Origin of the sequence: Fulvimonas sp. R45 (genome assembly GCF_030504985.1) — a bacterium.
Taxonomy (GTDB): Bacteria; Pseudomonadota; Gammaproteobacteria; order Xanthomonadales; family Rhodanobacteraceae; genus Rhodanobacter_A.
This window is the reverse complement of the sequence record NZ_JASERU010000004.1, coordinates 18,410-32,794: the sequence shown is the minus strand read 5'-3', so window position 1 is coordinate 32,794 and position 14,385 is coordinate 18,410. Positions and strand designations below refer to the sequence as shown.

19 protein-coding genes are annotated in these 14,385 nt (G+C 72.0%); 10 read left to right on the top strand and 9 right to left on the bottom strand.

Annotated features, from left to right (window positions below; genetic code table 11):
* Positions 1 to 223 precede the first annotated feature (223 nt).
* Complete coding sequence (locus QMK61_RS04705; protein ID WP_302070816.1) at positions 224 to 574, bottom strand: Rieske 2Fe-2S domain-containing protein; 351 nt, start codon at positions 572 to 574, stop codon at positions 224 to 226.
* 78 nt (positions 575 to 652) lie between these two features.
* Between QMK61_RS04705 and QMK61_RS04700 the strand changes: the two genes are divergently transcribed.
* From QMK61_RS04700 to yedA, 3 genes are all read left to right on the top strand, one after another.
* Entirely contained in the window at positions 653 to 928 is a 276-nt protein-coding gene (locus QMK61_RS04700; protein ID WP_302070815.1) for a hypothetical protein, read from the top strand.
* Positions 929 to 1,027: 99 nt separating this feature from the next.
* Positions 1,028 to 1,879 carry a methylated-DNA--[protein]-cysteine S-methyltransferase gene (locus tag QMK61_RS04695; RefSeq protein WP_302070813.1) on the top strand — a complete coding sequence of 284 codons (852 nt, stop codon included), beginning with the start codon at positions 1,028 to 1,030 and terminating at the stop codon, positions 1,877 to 1,879.
* 176 nt (positions 1,880 to 2,055) lie between these two features.
* Positions 2,056 to 2,973 (top strand): drug/metabolite exporter YedA, encoded by a 918-nt coding sequence (gene yedA, locus QMK61_RS04690; RefSeq protein ID WP_302071164.1) that lies wholly within the window; start codon positions 2,056 to 2,058, stop codon positions 2,971 to 2,973.
* 323 nt (positions 2,974 to 3,296) lie between these two features.
* On the opposite strand, the gene QMK61_RS04685 is transcribed toward yedA, so the two are convergent.
* The 3 genes from QMK61_RS04685 to pdxH are packed head-to-tail and all read right to left on the bottom strand — an operon-like array spanning position 3,297 to position 5,106.
* Positions 3,297 to 4,091, bottom strand: a complete 795-nt coding sequence (locus tag QMK61_RS04685) for a cobalamin-binding protein (RefSeq protein WP_302070810.1) — start codon at positions 4,089 to 4,091, stop codon at positions 3,297 to 3,299.
* On the bottom strand, positions 4,091 to 4,522 hold the full coding sequence (locus QMK61_RS04680; RefSeq protein ID WP_302070808.1) for a secondary thiamine-phosphate synthase enzyme YjbQ: 432 nt from the start codon (positions 4,520 to 4,522) through the stop codon (positions 4,091 to 4,093). The genes QMK61_RS04685 and QMK61_RS04680 overlap by 1 nt, the downstream gene beginning before the upstream one ends.
* Entirely contained in the window at positions 4,519 to 5,106 is a 588-nt protein-coding gene (pdxH, locus tag QMK61_RS04675) for a pyridoxamine 5'-phosphate oxidase (RefSeq protein WP_302070806.1), read from the bottom strand. Before pdxH ends, QMK61_RS04680 begins: the two co-directional genes overlap by 4 nt.
* A gap of 40 nt (positions 5,107 to 5,146) precedes the next feature.
* On the opposite strand from pdxH, the gene QMK61_RS04670 reads away from it, so the two are divergent.
* Positions 5,147 to 5,974 (top strand): kinase, encoded by an 828-nt coding sequence (locus tag QMK61_RS04670; protein ID WP_302070805.1) that lies wholly within the window; start codon positions 5,147 to 5,149, stop codon positions 5,972 to 5,974.
* Positions 5,975 to 6,010: 36 nt separating this feature from the next.
* On the opposite strand, the gene QMK61_RS04665 is transcribed toward QMK61_RS04670, so the two are convergent.
* Positions 6,011 to 6,847, bottom strand: a complete 837-nt coding sequence (locus tag QMK61_RS04665; protein WP_302070803.1) for an NAD-dependent epimerase/dehydratase family protein — start codon at positions 6,845 to 6,847, stop codon at positions 6,011 to 6,013.
* Between the two features lie 27 nt (positions 6,848 to 6,874).
* Here QMK61_RS04665 and QMK61_RS04660 point away from each other — a divergent pair, with 27 nt between their 5' ends.
* The 4 genes from QMK61_RS04660 (at position 6,875) to hemE (ending at position 9,941) form a co-directional block, all read left to right on the top strand.
* The gene (locus tag QMK61_RS04660; protein WP_302070801.1) at positions 6,875 to 7,414 is read left to right on the top strand and encodes a shikimate kinase; all 540 of its coding nucleotides are present in this window, start codon (positions 6,875 to 6,877) and stop codon (positions 7,412 to 7,414) included.
* Positions 7,411 to 8,511, top strand: coding sequence for a 3-dehydroquinate synthase (aroB, locus tag QMK61_RS04655; RefSeq protein WP_302070799.1), 1,101 nt, complete (start codon positions 7,411 to 7,413; stop codon positions 8,509 to 8,511). The genes QMK61_RS04660 and aroB overlap by 4 nt, the downstream gene beginning before the upstream one ends.
* Before the next feature lie 88 nt (positions 8,512 to 8,599).
* The gene (locus QMK61_RS04650) at positions 8,600 to 8,860 is read left to right on the top strand and encodes a WGR domain-containing protein (RefSeq protein ID WP_302070797.1); all 261 of its coding nucleotides are present in this window, start codon (positions 8,600 to 8,602) and stop codon (positions 8,858 to 8,860) included.
* Positions 8,861 to 8,864: 4 nt separating this feature from the next.
* Positions 8,865 to 9,941, top strand: coding sequence for a uroporphyrinogen decarboxylase (gene hemE / locus QMK61_RS04645; protein WP_302070795.1), 1,077 nt, complete (start codon positions 8,865 to 8,867; stop codon positions 9,939 to 9,941).
* A 60-nt stretch (positions 9,942 to 10,001) separates the two neighbouring features.
* Here hemE and QMK61_RS04640 read toward each other — a convergent pair whose 3' ends face one another.
* The 3 genes from QMK61_RS04640 to QMK61_RS04630 form a co-directional block, all read right to left on the bottom strand.
* On the bottom strand, positions 10,002 to 10,544 hold the full coding sequence (locus QMK61_RS04640; protein ID WP_302070793.1) for a hypothetical protein: 543 nt from the start codon (positions 10,542 to 10,544) through the stop codon (positions 10,002 to 10,004).
* A 13-nt stretch (positions 10,545 to 10,557) separates the two neighbouring features.
* The gene (locus QMK61_RS04635; RefSeq protein WP_302071162.1) at positions 10,558 to 11,025 is read right to left on the bottom strand and encodes a DUF5675 family protein; all 468 of its coding nucleotides are present in this window, start codon (positions 11,023 to 11,025) and stop codon (positions 10,558 to 10,560) included.
* A 143-nt stretch (positions 11,026 to 11,168) separates the two neighbouring features.
* Positions 11,169 to 13,085, bottom strand: a complete 1,917-nt coding sequence (locus QMK61_RS04630; RefSeq protein WP_302070791.1) for an ATP-dependent DNA helicase — start codon at positions 13,083 to 13,085, stop codon at positions 11,169 to 11,171.
* 94 nt (positions 13,086 to 13,179) lie between these two features.
* Here QMK61_RS04630 and QMK61_RS04625 point away from each other — a divergent pair, with 94 nt between their 5' ends.
* Together QMK61_RS04625 and QMK61_RS04620 are read left to right on the top strand one after the other, a co-directional pair.
* Entirely contained in the window at positions 13,180 to 13,569 is a 390-nt protein-coding gene (locus tag QMK61_RS04625) for an MAPEG family protein (RefSeq protein ID WP_302070789.1), read from the top strand.
* A 30-nt stretch (positions 13,570 to 13,599) separates the two neighbouring features.
* Complete coding sequence (locus tag QMK61_RS04620) at positions 13,600 to 13,833, top strand: hypothetical protein (RefSeq protein WP_302070787.1); 234 nt, start codon at positions 13,600 to 13,602, stop codon at positions 13,831 to 13,833.
* 15 nt (positions 13,834 to 13,848) lie between these two features.
* Here the strand turns inward: QMK61_RS04620 and QMK61_RS04615 are convergent, their stop codons facing one another.
* On the bottom strand, positions 13,849 to 14,385 hold the full coding sequence (locus QMK61_RS04615; RefSeq protein ID WP_302070785.1) for a tetratricopeptide repeat protein: 537 nt from the start codon (positions 14,383 to 14,385) through the stop codon (positions 13,849 to 13,851).

Sequence of the window (14,385 nt, the reverse complement as noted above, 5' to 3'; positions counted from 1 at the left end):
GCCGCGCCGTTCCGCTGCATCCGTCATGCGTGCTGAGCAGTGATCGCGACGATCCGCAGATGATCCTCGCGCTTGTCCCCTCCCCCTGCAGGCAGGGGAAGGCCGGGAGGGGGTGGACGCTTGTCGCGAGGTTGCCTACCCCTCCCCGAACCTCCCCTGCAAGCAGGGGAGGGGGCAAAGGGCAAGTTCCATCGCGGGCGGGCGGAAGAGGGAGCGACTATCCTCAGCCCCCGGGCGCCAGCCGCACCTCGCCGTCCGCCACCACGAGCGCCACCGCACGCAGGCGGTCGCCGCGGCAGGGGCCGCCCACGCATTCGCCGTCGTCGGTGCGGAAGCTGGCGCCATGCGCCGCGCAGACCAGCAGGCCGCGGCTGATCAGGAACTTGCCCGGCGCCCAGTCCAGCCGGCGCCCGGCATGGGGGCAGATGTTGAGCCAGGCCCGTACCGCATCGCCATGGCGCAGCACGATCAGGCTTTCCTCGCCCTCGGGCAGCATCGCGTCCAGCGCCACGGCCTCGCCCTCGGGCAGGTCATCGAGCCGGCACAGCGTGGCCGGGGGGTTCACTGTATCCATCGGCACTTGTTCCCGGGGCCGCCAAGCCCCATCGTTGCACGCGTAAGCCCTTGATTTTAGCACACGGATTTTTAACACATGCGTTTCGCACTGCCCCTGTCGCGTCGCCCCCGCCATCCGCTGGCGCGTGCCCTGTCCCTGCTGCTGGGCCTGGCCGTGGTCGGGTTGCTGCTGGTCTTCGGCCTGGTGGTGGCCGGCGTGCTGCTGGTCGGCGGCGCGATCGTGCTGGCCTGGCGGCAATGGAAGCTGGGGCATGCCGGTGCGCGGCCCGTCCCGGGCCAGGGCAAGCACCAGCCGGAGGTGCTGGAGGGCGAATTCGTGGTGATCCGGCAGGATCGGCCGGTCACGCACTGAGCCCGGCTCCGTCCGGCGCGCCAGGGCGCGCATGATCCGGATGGCTGGCGTCGGTACGCACCCCTAAGCTGGCCGCATGCGTTCTTCCAGGACCATGCCATGAACAAAGCCACCGAAACCACGCTCGAACACGTCCGCCAGCATCTCGACCGCGCCGACGAGGCGCCCACGCTCGACGCCCTCGCCCGCGCCGCCCGGCTCAGCCCCAGCCATCTGCAGCGCGTGTTCCGCCGCCGCTACGGGGTGAGCCCGGCCGAGTACCACCGCGCCCGCCGCTTCGGCCAGCTGAAGGCCGCGCTGCAGGGCGGCGCGGCGGTGGCCGACGCGGTGTACGAGGCCGGCTTCGGCTCCGGCAGCCGCGTCTACGAGCACAGCGACCGCCTGCTGGGCATGACGCCCGCCAGCTACCGCGCCGGCGGCGCCGGCGCCAGCATCCGCTACACCACCACCGCCACGCCGCTGGGCCGGCTGCTGGTGGCCGCCACCACGCGCGGCATCTGCTCGGTGACGCTGGGCGCGGACGACGCCGAACTCGAGGCGCGCCTGGCCGCCGAGTTCCCCAGGGCCACCCGCGAACGCGTCGATGCCGGCCGCGAGGAGTGGCTGGACGCGGTGATCGCGCGCATCGCCAGCGAACTGGGCTGGAGCGACGCGGCCGCGCCTGCGCTGCCGCCGCTGGACGTGGCCGCCACCGCCTTCCAGTGGCGGGTGTGGAACGCGCTGACGCGCATCCCCGCCGGCGCGACGCGCAGCTACGGCGAGGTGGCCGCGGAGCTCGGCCAGCCCAAGGCGGCCCGCGCGGTGGGCAACGCCTGCGGCAACAACCGGCTGGCGCTGATCGTGCCCTGCCACCGCGTGGTGCGCGAGGACGGCACGCCCGGCGGCTGGCGCTGGGGCGTGGCGCGCAAGCGCGAACTGCTGGCGCACGAACAAGGCATGGCGGCGCGATAGGAACGCGCTCGTGTGCGAAACCTCGCCGGACGCCGGAACGATCGCGCGGTGAGCACCCGCAGGCAGGCTTGATGCCGTCTCAAGCCTGCCTTGCCGAATCCTCGCTGGCGCCCGCCGCCGCCACGCTGCACGATGCGCCTGGCGCTACACTGCGCCGCCCCATCCCCGCCGCCGCCATGACCGAACCCGCCACTTCGCCCGCCGCCACCGCGGCGACGCCGCTGTCCGCCGATCCCAGGCTGCTGGTGCCGCTGGGCCTGTTTGCGCTCTATGTCATCTGGGGGTCGACCTACCTCGGCATCCGCTTCGCCCTGGAAAGCTGGCCGCCGTTCCTGCTCGCCGGCCTGCGCTTCCTGTGCGCGGGGACGCTGCTGTACGGCTTCCTGCGCCTGCGCGGCGTGGCGCCGCCCACGCGCCTGCAGTGGCGCAACGCGGCCGTCACCGGCGTGCTGCTGCTGGGCTTCGGCAACGGCCTGGTGTGCTTCGCCGAGGAACGGGTGAGCTCGGGCATCGCTGCGGTGGCGGTGGCCAGCATGCCGCTGTTCGCCGCGCTGTTCGCCGGGCTGTACGGCGAGTGGCCGAACCGGCGCGAGGGCCTGGGCCTGGCGATCGGCTTCGCCGGCGTGATCGTGCTGAACCTGGGCAGCAGCCTATCCGGCTCGCGGCTGGGTGCGCTGGCGCTGCTGGTGGCCGCGGCGGCGTGGGCGTTCGGCTCGGTCTGGAGTCGCCGCCAGGACATGCCGGCCGGCCCGATGAATACCGCCGCGCAGATGCTCTGCGGCAGCGCCGCCTTGCTGCCCGCCGGCTTCGGCACCGGCGAGCGCCTGCCCGCCCATCCCTCCGCGCACGCCACGCTCGCGGCGGCCTACCTGGTGGTGTTCGGCTCGTTGATCGCCTTCAGCGCCTACCTCTACGTGCTCCGGCACGCGCGCCCGGTGCTGGCCACCAGCTACGCCTACGTGAACCCGCCGGTGGCGGTGCTGTTCGGCGTGCTGCTGGCCGGCGAGCACGTGGGACCGCTGGACCTGGCCGGCATGGCGGTGATCCTGCTGGGCGTGGCGGTGATCACGCTGGCGCGCCAGCGGCGGCGCTGAGAGCCTGTTCATCGGACAGGATCCCCGTCGTTTCTGTGCAAGCAGGAATCAGTGGCTGGATAACCGATGGCGGCCTCGGAGCGTCATCGCCGCGCAGACGGAGGCGCGTTTCAACAGGCGGAGGTCTGATCATCCAGCAACGGCCACGCTTGCTCGGGCCCTGCGGCTACCGGATGACTCGCTGCGCTCGCCCCTTCGGGGCCGCCCTGCGGGCGTTCTGCGCGCTGCGCGCTTGTCCGGCCTGCGCCGGGACGACGAGCAAAGACGCGCAGGGCAGATGCTTTGTGCGATGCCCGCAAATCGTGAACAGGCGCCGCGAGCCGTCAACGCCGCGCCCAGGCCGCGATCACGGCGTGCAGCGCGTCCAGGCCGTCGAACAGCGCCGCCGGGCCGGGCTGCAGGATGATCGGCGACTTGATCTCGTGCAGCTCGCCGTCGCGCACCGCCGGGATCGCGTCCCAGCCGGGGCGGGCGGCGACCTTCTCCGGGCGGAAGCGCTTGCCGCACCACGAGCCGAGGATGATGTCGGGCGCCCGGCGCACCACTTCGTCGCCGTCGGCCAGGATGCGCTGCTTCGCCAGCGGCTCGCGCGCGCGTTCCGGGAAGCAGTCCTCGCCGCCGGCGATCTGCACCAGCTCGGCCACCCAGCGGATGCCGGTGATGATCGGCTCGTCCCATTCCTCAAAGTACACCTTCGGCCGGCGCGGCAGCTTCGCGGCGGCAGCGCGCACCTCGGCGACGTGCGCCTCGGCGCGCTGCGCGTAGGCTTCGGCCTGGTCGTGCGCGCCCACCATCGCGCCCAGCCGGCGGATGTAGGCGAGGATGCCGTCCACGCTGCGGTGGTTGCTGATCCACACCTCCACGCCCGCCTTGATGAGCTCGCGCGCGATGTCGGCCTGGATGTCGGAGAAGCCGATCGCCAGGTCCGGCTCCAGCTTCAGGATCTCGCCGATCTTCGCGCTGGTGAAGGCGGAGACCTTGGGCTTCTCCCGCCGCGCCCGTGGCGGGCGCACGGTGAAGCCGGAGATGCCCACGATGCGATGCTGCTCGCCCAGTGCATAGAGGACTTCGGTCGGTTCCTCGGTGAGGCAGACAATGCGTTGCGGGTAGCCGCCCATCACTGCCCCAGCACCGTCACCACCATCTGCCGCCGGTGCGGCGCGTGGCGATGCTCCCACAGGTAGATGCCCTGCCACGTGCCCAGCCGCAGCCGGCCTTCGCCTACCGGCACGACGAGGCTGACGCCGGCGAGGATGGAGCGCACGTGCGCGGGCATGTCGTCCGGACCCTCGTCGGCGTGGCGGAACAGCGGGTCGCCGTCCGGCACCGCACGGGCGAACCAGCGCTCCAGGTCTTCGCGCACGGTGGGGTCGGCGTTCTCGCCGAGCAGCAGCGAGCAACTGGTGTGCAGGGCGAACACGTGCGCGATGCCGGTGCGCACGCCGCTAGTAGCGACCGCCTCGGCCACCTGCGCGGTGATCTCGCTGAAACCGCGCCCACGCGTGGCCACCGTGAAGGCCTGCTGCGCAGCGGACCCGCCCGTGTTCACGGATAGAGCAGCCGGCTGGTCCAGGTCTGGCCGTGGCGGCTCCAGCGCACGCGTTCGTGCAGTCGGAATTTCGCGCCGTACCAGAATTCCACCAGGTCCGGCTCGACCAGGTAGCCGCCCCAGTGCGGCGGGCGCGGCACGTCCTGGCCGGCGAACTCCGCCTCGTAGTGCGCCACGCGCTGCTCGAAGGTGGCGCGGTCGGGCAGCGTCTGCGACTGCAGCGAGGCCCAGGCGCCGATCTGGCTGCCACGCGGCCGGGTGGCGAAGTAGGCGTCGGATTCCTCCGCCTGCAGCTTGCGCGCCGCGCCCTCCACGCGCACCTGCACGCCCTCGCGCAGGGTCTTCCAGTGGAAGCACAGCGCCACCTGCGGGTGCGCCTGCAGCTGGGTGCCCTTGTCGCTGTCGTAGTTGGTGTGGAAGCGGAAGCCGCGCTCGTCCACGCCTTTCAGCAGCACGATGCGCGAGCTGACCCGGCCCGCCGCGTCGGCGGTGCACAGGTTCATCGCGGAGGGTTCGGGATCGCCGCCGGCGGCGGCCTCGTCCAGCAGGCGCCGGAAGGTGTCCAGGATCTCGGAATTCAGCATGGGTCTTGAATCGTGGCGAGCGCACGTCATCATGGCGTGCATGAAAGATGCTAGCACGCAGAATCAGGCCCTGGCCGGACACCTGCTCGATCATTACGCGGGGCGCATCGCGCGGGCACCGCGCCCGTACGTGCTGGGCCTGTCCGGCCTGCAGGGCAGCGGCAAGAGCACCCTGGCGCGGGTGATGAAGGCCGACGCCGAGGTGCGCGGCTGGCCCACCGAGGTGCTGTCGCTGGACGATTTCTACTACTCGCGCAGCGAGCGCGAGGCGATGGCGCACGAGATCCACCCGCTGCTGCGCACCCGCGGCGTGCCGGGCACGCACGAGGTCGAGCTGCTGCTGTCCGTGCTGGCCGCGCTGCCGCACGCCTCGGAGAAGCTGCCGGTCACCTGGCCGCGCTTCGACAAGGGTCGCGACACGCGCATGCCGCCCTCACGCTGGCCGAAGACGGCCCGCCCGCCCAGGCTGGTGATCGTGGAAGGCTGGGCGCTGGGCCTGCGCCCGCAGCCGCAGGCCGCGCTGGAGGCGCCGATCAACGCGCTGGAACGCGAGGAAGACGCCGACGGCCAGTGGCGCAAATGGGTGAACAAGCAGCTGCGCGCCTACCAGCCGCTGTGGCGCAAGCTGGATGCGCTGGTCGTGCTGCAGGCGCCTGGCTGGGAGGTGGTGCGCCGCTGGCGCAGCGAGACCGAGGAGGACCTGCTCGCCCGCCACGCCCCGCTGGCGATGGATGCCCGGGCCATGGACCGCTTCCTCGCCCACTTCGAACGCCTGAGCCGGCACGCCCTGGCCACCCTGCCCGCCATCGCCGACAGCGTGGTGGAGTACGACACCGAACGCCACGTCACCGGGCTCAGCCACAACTGAGCCGTCCCCTCGCCATCCCCGCGAACCGACGCCGACCTACGGCGCCGCGCCCAGCCACGCCGCGTAGCCCGCGCGCGTCTCCGGCCAGCGCGGCACGAAGCCGCTGGCGCGCAGGCGCGCGTTGGACAGGCGCTTGCTGCCCACGCCCGCCGGCGGCGGGCCGGCCGGCGGCAGCGGCACGCCGAGCAGCGTGGCGAGGTGGTCGTACAGCGCGTCCAGCGGCAGCGGCGTGTCGTCCACGCCCAGGTACAGCGGTTGCGCCTCCGGCAGGTCGAGCAGGTGGACGACGGCGGCGGCCGCGTCGTCCACGTGGATGCGGTTGGCCCAATGCGGCACGGCGCGCGGCGCGCGGGCCTGGCCGGCACGCAACCGTTCGACCAGCTGCAGCCGGCCCGGCCCGTACAGCCCGGCCAGGCGCAGTGCCACCATCGGCGCGTGCTGCGCCAGCCGGTGTTCGGCCTCCAGCAGCACGCGGCCGTTGAAGCCCGGCGGATCGGCCGGCGTGGTTTCGTCCACCCAGGCGCCCGCGTGTTCGCCGTACACCGCGCTGGAGGACACGAACAGCACCCGCCGCAGGGCCGCGCCGTCCAGCGCGTCGAGCAGGTGCCGCGCACCGTCGACGAACAGCGCGCGATAGGCCGCCTCGCCGCGCTCGGCCGGCGCCGGCAGGTAGACCAGCCGCGCCACGCCGCGCGGCAGCCCGCGCAGGCTCGCCGGGTCGGCCAGGTCGCCGCGCAGCCAGCGGATGCCGTCGCCCGTACCGGCACCCGGCCGGCGGCGCAGCGCGTACACCTCGTCGCCGCGCGCCAGCAGGCGTTGTGCCACGCGCCGGCCCAGGTCGCCGCAGCCGGCCAGCAAAATCCGTTCGGACATCCAAACACCTGCTGCTAAAGTTGAGCGATGAATCCGTCCTGCAACCTGTTCCTGGTCGGCCCCACCGGCGCCGGCAAGACCTCGGTGGGCCGCCGGCTGGCGGCGCACTACGGGCTGGCCTTCGTCGACCTCGACCACGAGATCGAACACGCCTGCGGCGTGCCGGTGAGCCGCGTGTTCGAGGCCGAGGGCGAGGCCGGCTTCCGCCGCCGCGAAAGCGCGTTGCTGGACGAGTGTAGCCAGCGCGCCGACGTGCTGCTGGTGACCGGCGCGGGCGCGGTGCTGGCCACGGACAACCGCCGCCTGCTCGCCGCGCACGGCTACGTGGTCTGGCTGCAGGCCACGCTGGAACAGCAGCTCGAACGCCTGCGCCACGACACCCAGCGCCCGCTGCTGGCCGGTGCCGACCGGCGCGAACGGCTGCAGGCGATGGCGGCGACCCGCGATCCGCTGTACGGCGAGGTGGCGGATCTCGAGATCCCGGGCCTGCACGAAGGCGTGGCGGCCGCGGCCGCGCGCTGCATCGCCCTCATCGATACCCACTGGCAACGGCAGCACGCGGCATGACCCCAGCGACCCCGCACACCATCGACGTCGCCCTCGGCGGGCGCAGCTACCCGGTCTGGATCGGCCGCGGCCTGCTCGGCGACGCCGCGCGCTGGCGCGCGCGCCTGCGCGGCCGCCACGCGCTGGTGCTCAGCAACACCACCGTGGCGTCGCTCTACCTCGACCGCGTCGCCGCCGGGCTGGACGGCCTGCACTGGTCCAGCTTCCTGCTCGACGACGGCGAGGCGCACAAGAGCTTCGCCAACGTGGGCCGCGCGCTGGAGGCGCTGGCGCGGCTCGGCGCCACCCGCGACGCCTGCGTGGTCGCGCTGGGCGGCGGCGTGGTGGGCGACCTGGCCGGTTTCGCCGCCGCGTGCTGGATGCGCGGCATCGACTTCATCCAGATGCCCACCACCCTGCTGGCGATGGTCGATTCCTCGGTCGGCGGCAAGACCGGCGTGAACCTGCCGGCCGGCAAGAACCTGGTCGGCGCCTTCCACCAGCCGCGCGCGGTGGTGGCCGACATCGACACGCTCGCCACCCTGCCCGCGCGCGAATACCGCGCGGGGCTGGCCGAGGTGATCAAGGGCGCGGCGATCGGCGACGAGCCGTTCTTCGCCTGGCTGGAAGCGCACGCCGACGCGCTGGCCGCGCGCGACGACGACGCGCTGGTCGAGGCGATCGCGCGCAAGGTGCGCTACAAGGCCGGCGTGGTGGCGCGCGACGAGACCGAACAGGGCGAGCGCGCCCTGCTCAACCTCGGCCACACCTTCGGCCACGCGCTGGAGACGGCGGGGAACTACACCGCCCTGCTGCACGGCGAAGGCGTGGCCGTGGGCATGCTGCTGGCGGCGCGGTTGTCCGAACGGCTGGGCATGGCCGGCGCGGCCGACACCGCGCGCCTGCACCGCCTGCTGGAGGCCGTCGGCCTGCCCGTCGCCGTGCCGGCCGGCTTCGACCCGGAGCAGTTGCTCGCCCTGATGCGGCTGGACAAGAAGAACACCGCCGGCAGCCTGCGCCTGATCCTGTGGCGCGGCGTGGGCAAGGCGGAGATCGTGGGCGGCGTGGACGAGACCGACGTCCTGGCCGTGCTGGACGAGGCCGTCCGCGCCGCGTGACGCGCGGCGCGCTCGCCACGGTGGCCCCGGCCTTCTAGAATGCGGCATCCGCGGCGATTCCCCGCCGCACCGCACCCTCACGGATGCCATGCGTCTCTACCTGCAAACCATGCCCGCCGCGGCCGAAGCGCCGCGCTACGTCCAGATCGTGCTGGAGCAGGACCTGCTCGGCGGCTGGACGCTGTACCGCGAGTCGGGCACGCAGGGCGGCAAGGCCACGCTGCGGCGCGAGCAGTTCCTGGAACGCGACGCCGCCTTCAGCGCCTTCGAGAAGGCCCGCGATGCGCAGCTCAAGCGCGGCTACCGGCTGATGTTCGCCCAGGGGCTCGACGGCCCGCACGGGCGCTGAACGCATGAACGCCCCCCTGAAGAACGACCGTTTCCTCCGCGCGCTGCGGCGCGAACCCGTCGACACCACGCCGGTCTGGGTGATGCGCCAGGCCGGCCGCTACCTGCCCGAGTACCGCGCCACGCGCGAGCGCGCCGGCAGCTTCATGGCGCTGGCGCAGAATCCGGAACTGGCCTGCGAGGTGACGCTGCAGCCGCTGCGGCGCTTCGAGCTGGACGCGGCGATCCTGTTCTCCGACATCCTCACGATTCCCGACGCGATGGGGCTGGGCCTGTCGTTCGCCCAGGGCGAAGGCCCGCAGTTCGCGCGCCCGGTGCGCAGCGCGGCCGACGTGGCGAAGCTCGCCGTGCCCGACATGGACGCCGAACTGCGCTACGTGACCGATGCGGTACGCCTGATCCGCCGCGAGCTCGCCGGCCGCGTGCCGCTGATCGGCTTCGCCGGCAGCCCGTGGACGCTGGCCTGCTACATGGTGGAAGGCCGTGGCTCGCGCGACTTCGCCACGCCCAAGGCGATGTGCTGGAACGAGCCTGCCCTCGCCCACCGGCTGCTCGACGTGCTGGCGCGCAGCGTCGCCGCCTACCTCGCCGCGCAGGCGGCCGCCGGCGCGCAGGCGCTGATGGTGTTCGACACCTGGGGCGGCCTGCTCGGCCCCGCGGCGTTCCGCGAATTCTCGCTGCGCTACATGGCGCAGATCGTCGCCGAGCTGAAGGACGATCCGCACGCGCGCGAACTGCCGGTGATCCTGTTCGCCAAGGGCGCCGGCCAGCACCTCGCCGAGATGGCCGGCAGCGGCTGCGCCGCGCTCGGCGTGGACTGGACCGTCGACCTCGCCGACGCGCGTCGTGCGGTGGTCGGCAAGGTGGCGCTGCAGGGCAACCTCGATCCCGCCGTGCTGCGCGCCTCGCCCGAGGTGATCCGCCGCGAGGTCCGCGCCGTGCTCGACAGCTACGGCAACCACCCCGGCCACGTGTTCAACCTCGGCCACGGCATCACGCCCGAGGTTGATCCCGAACACGTGAAGGTGCTGGTGGACGAGGTGCACCGCCACGGACGCACCCTGCGCACCGCGTCCGAATAGCCGCCGAGGGCATCCGGCCTGGATGCCTCGGACAGTCGTGTGCCCGCGCGGAACCTCGATTCACTTCGAGGTACCGGTTTCCTCTCCTTCAGGATGCTCGCTGCACGCCTGCGTGACCATCTGCAAGGTGTCTTGCAGGGCGGCAACGACCTTGGTCCGGTCGAAGCTGGTGGCGGGAAGCGCCTTGACCGCGGCGATCCGCTGTTGGAACAGGCGCTCTTGCGCACAAAATCTGTCCACATACGACCACGGCGTGGCCTGAAGGAGATCCTGTGCTTCCGTGGTCGTGACGTGTTGCTGCGCGAAGATCCCGTGCACCGTCCTCGGGTGGGCGAAAAACACGTCGCCCATCGCCACATCCAAGTCTTCGAGTGTCGATCCCGCATAGCAGCCTTGGCGGCGCATATGCAAGGCGGCGGCGATGGCACCCGTCTGGCCGGCCTGCAGGTTCTTCAGGACGCTGCCAGCCATCGCGCAGCGGGACTCGCTGGAGGATTTCGACGAATGTGCCGCAACGTGGCGCTGGCCGTTTACCGCGTGTGCGGCGCAGCCAGCAGTGACGCAAGTCAGCAGGAAGGCTGTCAGCATCCGTGAATGGTTCATGCGGTACACCCGTTCAAGATTTGCGTTGCGAGCCGATGACCGTGACGACGATATCGACATGCCTGGCGTCGCCCACCACTTTGTGCATTTGCTGCATGGCTTCTCGACTGCTCCAAACAGCGTCCTTGCCATGACTGGTGCCGACGGCGAAACACCCCTCGACGTCTTTGACGAAATTCCCCACGTGCACTTCAATGTGCGAGTACCCGGGCACGGCACGCAGTTCCAAGCGCCAGCCCTTGGGACCATCGGCTCTCGTGAATGCGCGGTAGGTGCCAGGGGGAACAGGTGGCTTGTTGCCCTTGTCGCCCGCATGGATGTCTTCCAGCGTGTAACCGCTGAAGCGTGCCCCCGTCGACTTATTCACGACGCTAATCGTCGATATGACGGATTTATCCGTGTAGACAAGCCGTTGTATGACTACAGAAACGCGTTCTGGATCACATCGCTCATCTTGCTCGATCTCCTTCTCGAGTAGCACTGCGGTTGTTTCGACATCGGCATGGTCATCACTATCCACACGACCGTCAACGGTGAATGGACGGATGGTTTGGGCAAACCGTGAACCCGGTCCGGTTCAAAAGGTTTCGGCTTGATTTCGGTGCCCAATACCGACCACGCGGCTCACGTTCCCAAAAATGCCTGGACATCCTCCAACTCCCGCGTCCGCGGCATCGCCGGCAGGCTGGCGAGGAACAGCCGCCCGTAGCCCTTGGTGGAGATCCGCGGGTCGCACAGCACCAGCACGCCGCGGTCGTGCACGCTGCGGATCAGCCGCCCCGCACCCTGCTTCAGCGCGATCGCCGCCGCGGGCACCTGCCAGCCCATGAACGGATTGATGCCCTGGCTTTCCAGCGCGTCCAGCCGCGCCTGCAGCACCGGGTCGTCGGGCGCGGCGAACGGCAGCTTGTCGATCACCACCACGCTCAGCGCCTCGCCGGCCACGTCCACGCCCTCCCAGAAACTGGCCGCGCCGAGCAGCACGCCGTGGCCGGAATGGCGGAACTCCTCCAGCAGCTGGTGCCGGGGCGCCTCGCCCTGCACGAACAGCGGCCACGCCACGCGCTCGGCCAGCAGCTCGGCGGCGCGGCGCAGCGCGCGGTGCGAGGTGAACAGCAGGAAGGCGCGGCCGCGCGAAGCCTCCAGCACCGGCAGCACGGCGTCGAGCACGCGCTCGGTGTAGTCGCGCGCGTTCGGGTCGGGCAGGCCATCGGGCAGGTAGCACAGCGCCTGCCGCGCGTAGTCGAACGGGCTGTCCAGCAGCAGCGTCCGCGGCTCCTCCAGTCCGAGCTGGCGGGCGAAGTGCCCGAAGCTGCCGGCCACCGACAGCGTGGCGGAAACGTGGACCCATGCGGCCTGGGTGCGTTCGCGCATCGCGCGCAGCGGCGCGGCCAGGTCGAGCGGCGTGGCGTACAGCGCGAAGCCGCGCGGGAAGCGCTCGTACCAGCGCACGTCCTCGCCGGCGCCGCCCTCGACGATGCGCTCCAGCCGTTCGCCCAGCAGCGCGGCGCGCTCGTGCGCGTTGGCGAAACCGCGCGAGCGCTCGGCCTGCGACGCGAGCAGGTCGGTGAGCGCGGCCAGCACCTCGCGCAGGTCGTGCAGGCCCCCGCGCACCGCGGCGCTGGCGTCGAGTTGCTGGAACGGGCCGCGCGCGGGCAGCGGCTCCAGCGCCAGGCGCAGCGTGCGCAGCGCGCCCTGCAGCGCTTCCACCGGCTCCAGCAGCAGGCCGATGGCGCCGGTGACGCCGCTGCATTCGCGCAGCGCGTCCTGCGCCAGGTCGGTCAGCTGGCGCGCGCTCACGCTCTGCGAGAAGAACTGGCCGGCCAGCTCCGGCACCTGGTGCGCCTCGTCGAGGATGAAGGCCTGCGCGCCCGGCAGGATCTCGCCGAAGCCTTCCTGCTTCAGCGCGAGGTCGGCCAGCAGCAGATGGTGGTTGACCACCACCAGGTCGGCCTCCAGCGCCTCGCGGCGCGCCTTCACCACGTGGCAGTCGTCGTGGAACGGGCATTCCACGCCAAGGCAGTTTTCGGGCGTGGACGTGACGCGCGGCCACAGCAGCGACTCCTCCGGCACCTCGGCCAGTTCCATGCGGTCGCCGTGGCGGGTGCGCGCCGACCACGCGCGGATCGCGGCGAGCTGCGCGGCCTGCGGCTTGTCGAAGCCGGCGCCCTCGCGCACGGTCTGGTCGAGCCGGTACAGGCACAGGTAGTTGGCGCGCCCCTTCAGCAGCGCCGTGGTCCGGCGCACGCCGAGCACCGACTTCACCTTCGGCAGGTCGCGGAAGTAGAGCTGGTCCTGCAGCGCCTTGGTGCCGGTGGAGACGATCACCCGCTCGCCCGACAGCAGCGCGGGCACGAGGTAGGCGTAGGTCTTGCCGGTGCCGGTGCCAGCCTCGGCGACCAGGGTCTCGCGCCCGGCGATGGCGTGCTCCACCGCGCGGGCCATCGCCTGCTGTTCCGCGCGCGGTGCGAAGTCCGGCAGCTCGCGCGCGAACGGGCCGTCGGGGCCGAGCAGCGCGGCGGTGTCGTCGGGATCGGTCATCGCGCCAGTATCGCCCAGCCCGGCCGGGCGGCAAACCGCTGGCGCGGACCGCCGGCGAGGTCCACCATGCCGGCACCACCCGCGGGAGATCGCCATGAGCATCGAATTGCGCATGCTGGCCTGGAGCATCGTGCTCGGGCTCGTGCAGGTCCTGTTGCCTACCCTGCTCGCCATGGGGAAATACGGCCTGGGCTGGGCGGCGGGACCGCGCGATGCCGCCATGCCCGGCCTGCCGACGGCGGTCGCGCGGCTGGACCGTGCCCGCGCCAACTTCCTGGAGACCTTTCCGTTCTTCGCCGCGGTGGTGCTGGCCACGATCGCGCTGCAGCGCCACGATGCGACGACCGCGCTGGGCGCCCAGCTCTATGTCTGGGCGCGGCTGGTCTACGTACCGGTCTACGTCGCCGGCATCCCGTACCTGCGCACCCTGGTCTGGGCGGCCAGCGTCGTGGGCATCGTGATGCTGCTCGCGCCACTGTTCTGAGCCTGTCCAGCAACCCATGCAGGAGCCGCCATGCCCCCGGCCAAGTCCGTCGCCCCACCACAGGAACGTCCCGGCTTCGTCGTGCTGCAGGAAACCGCGCCGGGATGCTGGCAGGTGATCGGCGAGGCTCTGCGCCGCCCGGGCCTCACCGCGCGGATGGCGCGCATCCAGGCGGTGCGGGACGCCGCCGGCGAACGCTTCGACGACGGCGGCAGCTACGCCGCCGTGCTGCGCAGCGAATGGCGGATCGCGGCGAAATTCTGAGCCGTTGCAGTCCGGTCAGAACCGCTGCACGCCGGCCTTGTGGCAGGCCGCCAGTTGCTGGCGCGCCGCGCTCGCGCCCGCGCCGTCGCCGGCGCGCTGGCGCAGCTCCAGCACGGTCTGCCAGTTGCGCACGCACAGCGGGCCCAGCTTCGGACCGAGCGACCACGATTGCCGCGCCAGCCGCTCGGCAATGGCGTAGTCGCCCAGGTACAGCGCCGCCTCGGCGCGGTCCTGCAGCAGGTCGGGCGCGCCGGGGGTGAGCTTGAGCGCCTGATCGAGGCGATGCGCAGCGTCGGCGTAGCGACCGGCCTGCTCATCGGCCCGCGCGGCGTCGCGCAGCGCGGTCACGCCCGGGTCGGCGAGCGGATGCACGTTGATCACCGACTGCTCGCGATCGCCCGCGGCACGGATCGCCTGCACCATCTGCGCGTTGGACGGCGCCGGCGGCGCTTCGCGGCGCGGCGTCTCGGACACGCCGCAGGCGGCCAGCAGCAGCGCGGCGCCCAGGCCGAAGGCGGCGGGAAGGCAGCGGCGGACGGTACGGTGCGACAT

Excerpts from the sequence above, each read along its gene's own strand:
- yedA (WP_302071164.1), top strand. The coding sequence starts at position 2,056 with ATGACCGAACCCGCCACTTCGCCCGCCGCCACCGCGGCGACGCCGCTG.
- pdxH (WP_302070806.1), bottom strand. The coding sequence starts at position 5,106 with ATGCTGAATTCCGAGATCCTGGACACCTTCCGGCGCCTGCTGGACGAG.
- QMK61_RS04665 (WP_302070803.1), bottom strand. The coding sequence starts at position 6,847 with ATGTCCGAACGGATTTTGCTGGCCGGCTGCGGCGACCTGGGCCGGCGC.
- QMK61_RS04660 (WP_302070801.1), top strand. The coding sequence starts at position 6,875 with ATGAATCCGTCCTGCAACCTGTTCCTGGTCGGCCCCACCGGCGCCGGC.
- QMK61_RS04700 (WP_302070815.1), top strand. The coding sequence starts at position 653 with ATGCGTTTCGCACTGCCCCTGTCGCGTCGCCCCCGCCATCCGCTGGCG.
- QMK61_RS04625 (WP_302070789.1), top strand. The coding sequence starts at position 13,180 with ATGAGCATCGAATTGCGCATGCTGGCCTGGAGCATCGTGCTCGGGCTC.
- hemE (WP_302070795.1), top strand. The coding sequence starts at position 8,865 with ATGAACGCCCCCCTGAAGAACGACCGTTTCCTCCGCGCGCTGCGGCGC.
- QMK61_RS04630 (WP_302070791.1), bottom strand. The coding sequence starts at position 13,085 with ATGACCGATCCCGACGACACCGCCGCGCTGCTCGGCCCCGACGGCCCG.
- aroB (WP_302070799.1), top strand. The coding sequence starts at position 7,411 with ATGACCCCAGCGACCCCGCACACCATCGACGTCGCCCTCGGCGGGCGC.
- QMK61_RS04695 (WP_302070813.1), top strand. The coding sequence starts at position 1,028 with ATGAACAAAGCCACCGAAACCACGCTCGAACACGTCCGCCAGCATCTC.
- QMK61_RS04620 (WP_302070787.1), top strand. The coding sequence starts at position 13,600 with ATGCCCCCGGCCAAGTCCGTCGCCCCACCACAGGAACGTCCCGGCTTC.
- QMK61_RS04650 (WP_302070797.1), top strand. The coding sequence starts at position 8,600 with ATGCGTCTCTACCTGCAAACCATGCCCGCCGCGGCCGAAGCGCCGCGC.
- QMK61_RS04685 (WP_302070810.1), bottom strand. The coding sequence starts at position 4,091 with ATGGGCGGCTACCCGCAACGCATTGTCTGCCTCACCGAGGAACCGACC.
- QMK61_RS04670 (WP_302070805.1), top strand. The coding sequence starts at position 5,147 with ATGAAAGATGCTAGCACGCAGAATCAGGCCCTGGCCGGACACCTGCTC.
- QMK61_RS04705 (WP_302070816.1), bottom strand. The coding sequence starts at position 574 with ATGGATACAGTGAACCCCCCGGCCACGCTGTGCCGGCTCGATGACCTG.
- QMK61_RS04615 (WP_302070785.1), bottom strand. The coding sequence starts at position 14,385 with ATGTCGCACCGTACCGTCCGCCGCTGCCTTCCCGCCGCCTTCGGCCTG.
- QMK61_RS04640 (WP_302070793.1), bottom strand. The coding sequence starts at position 10,544 with ATGAACCATTCACGGATGCTGACAGCCTTCCTGCTGACTTGCGTCACT.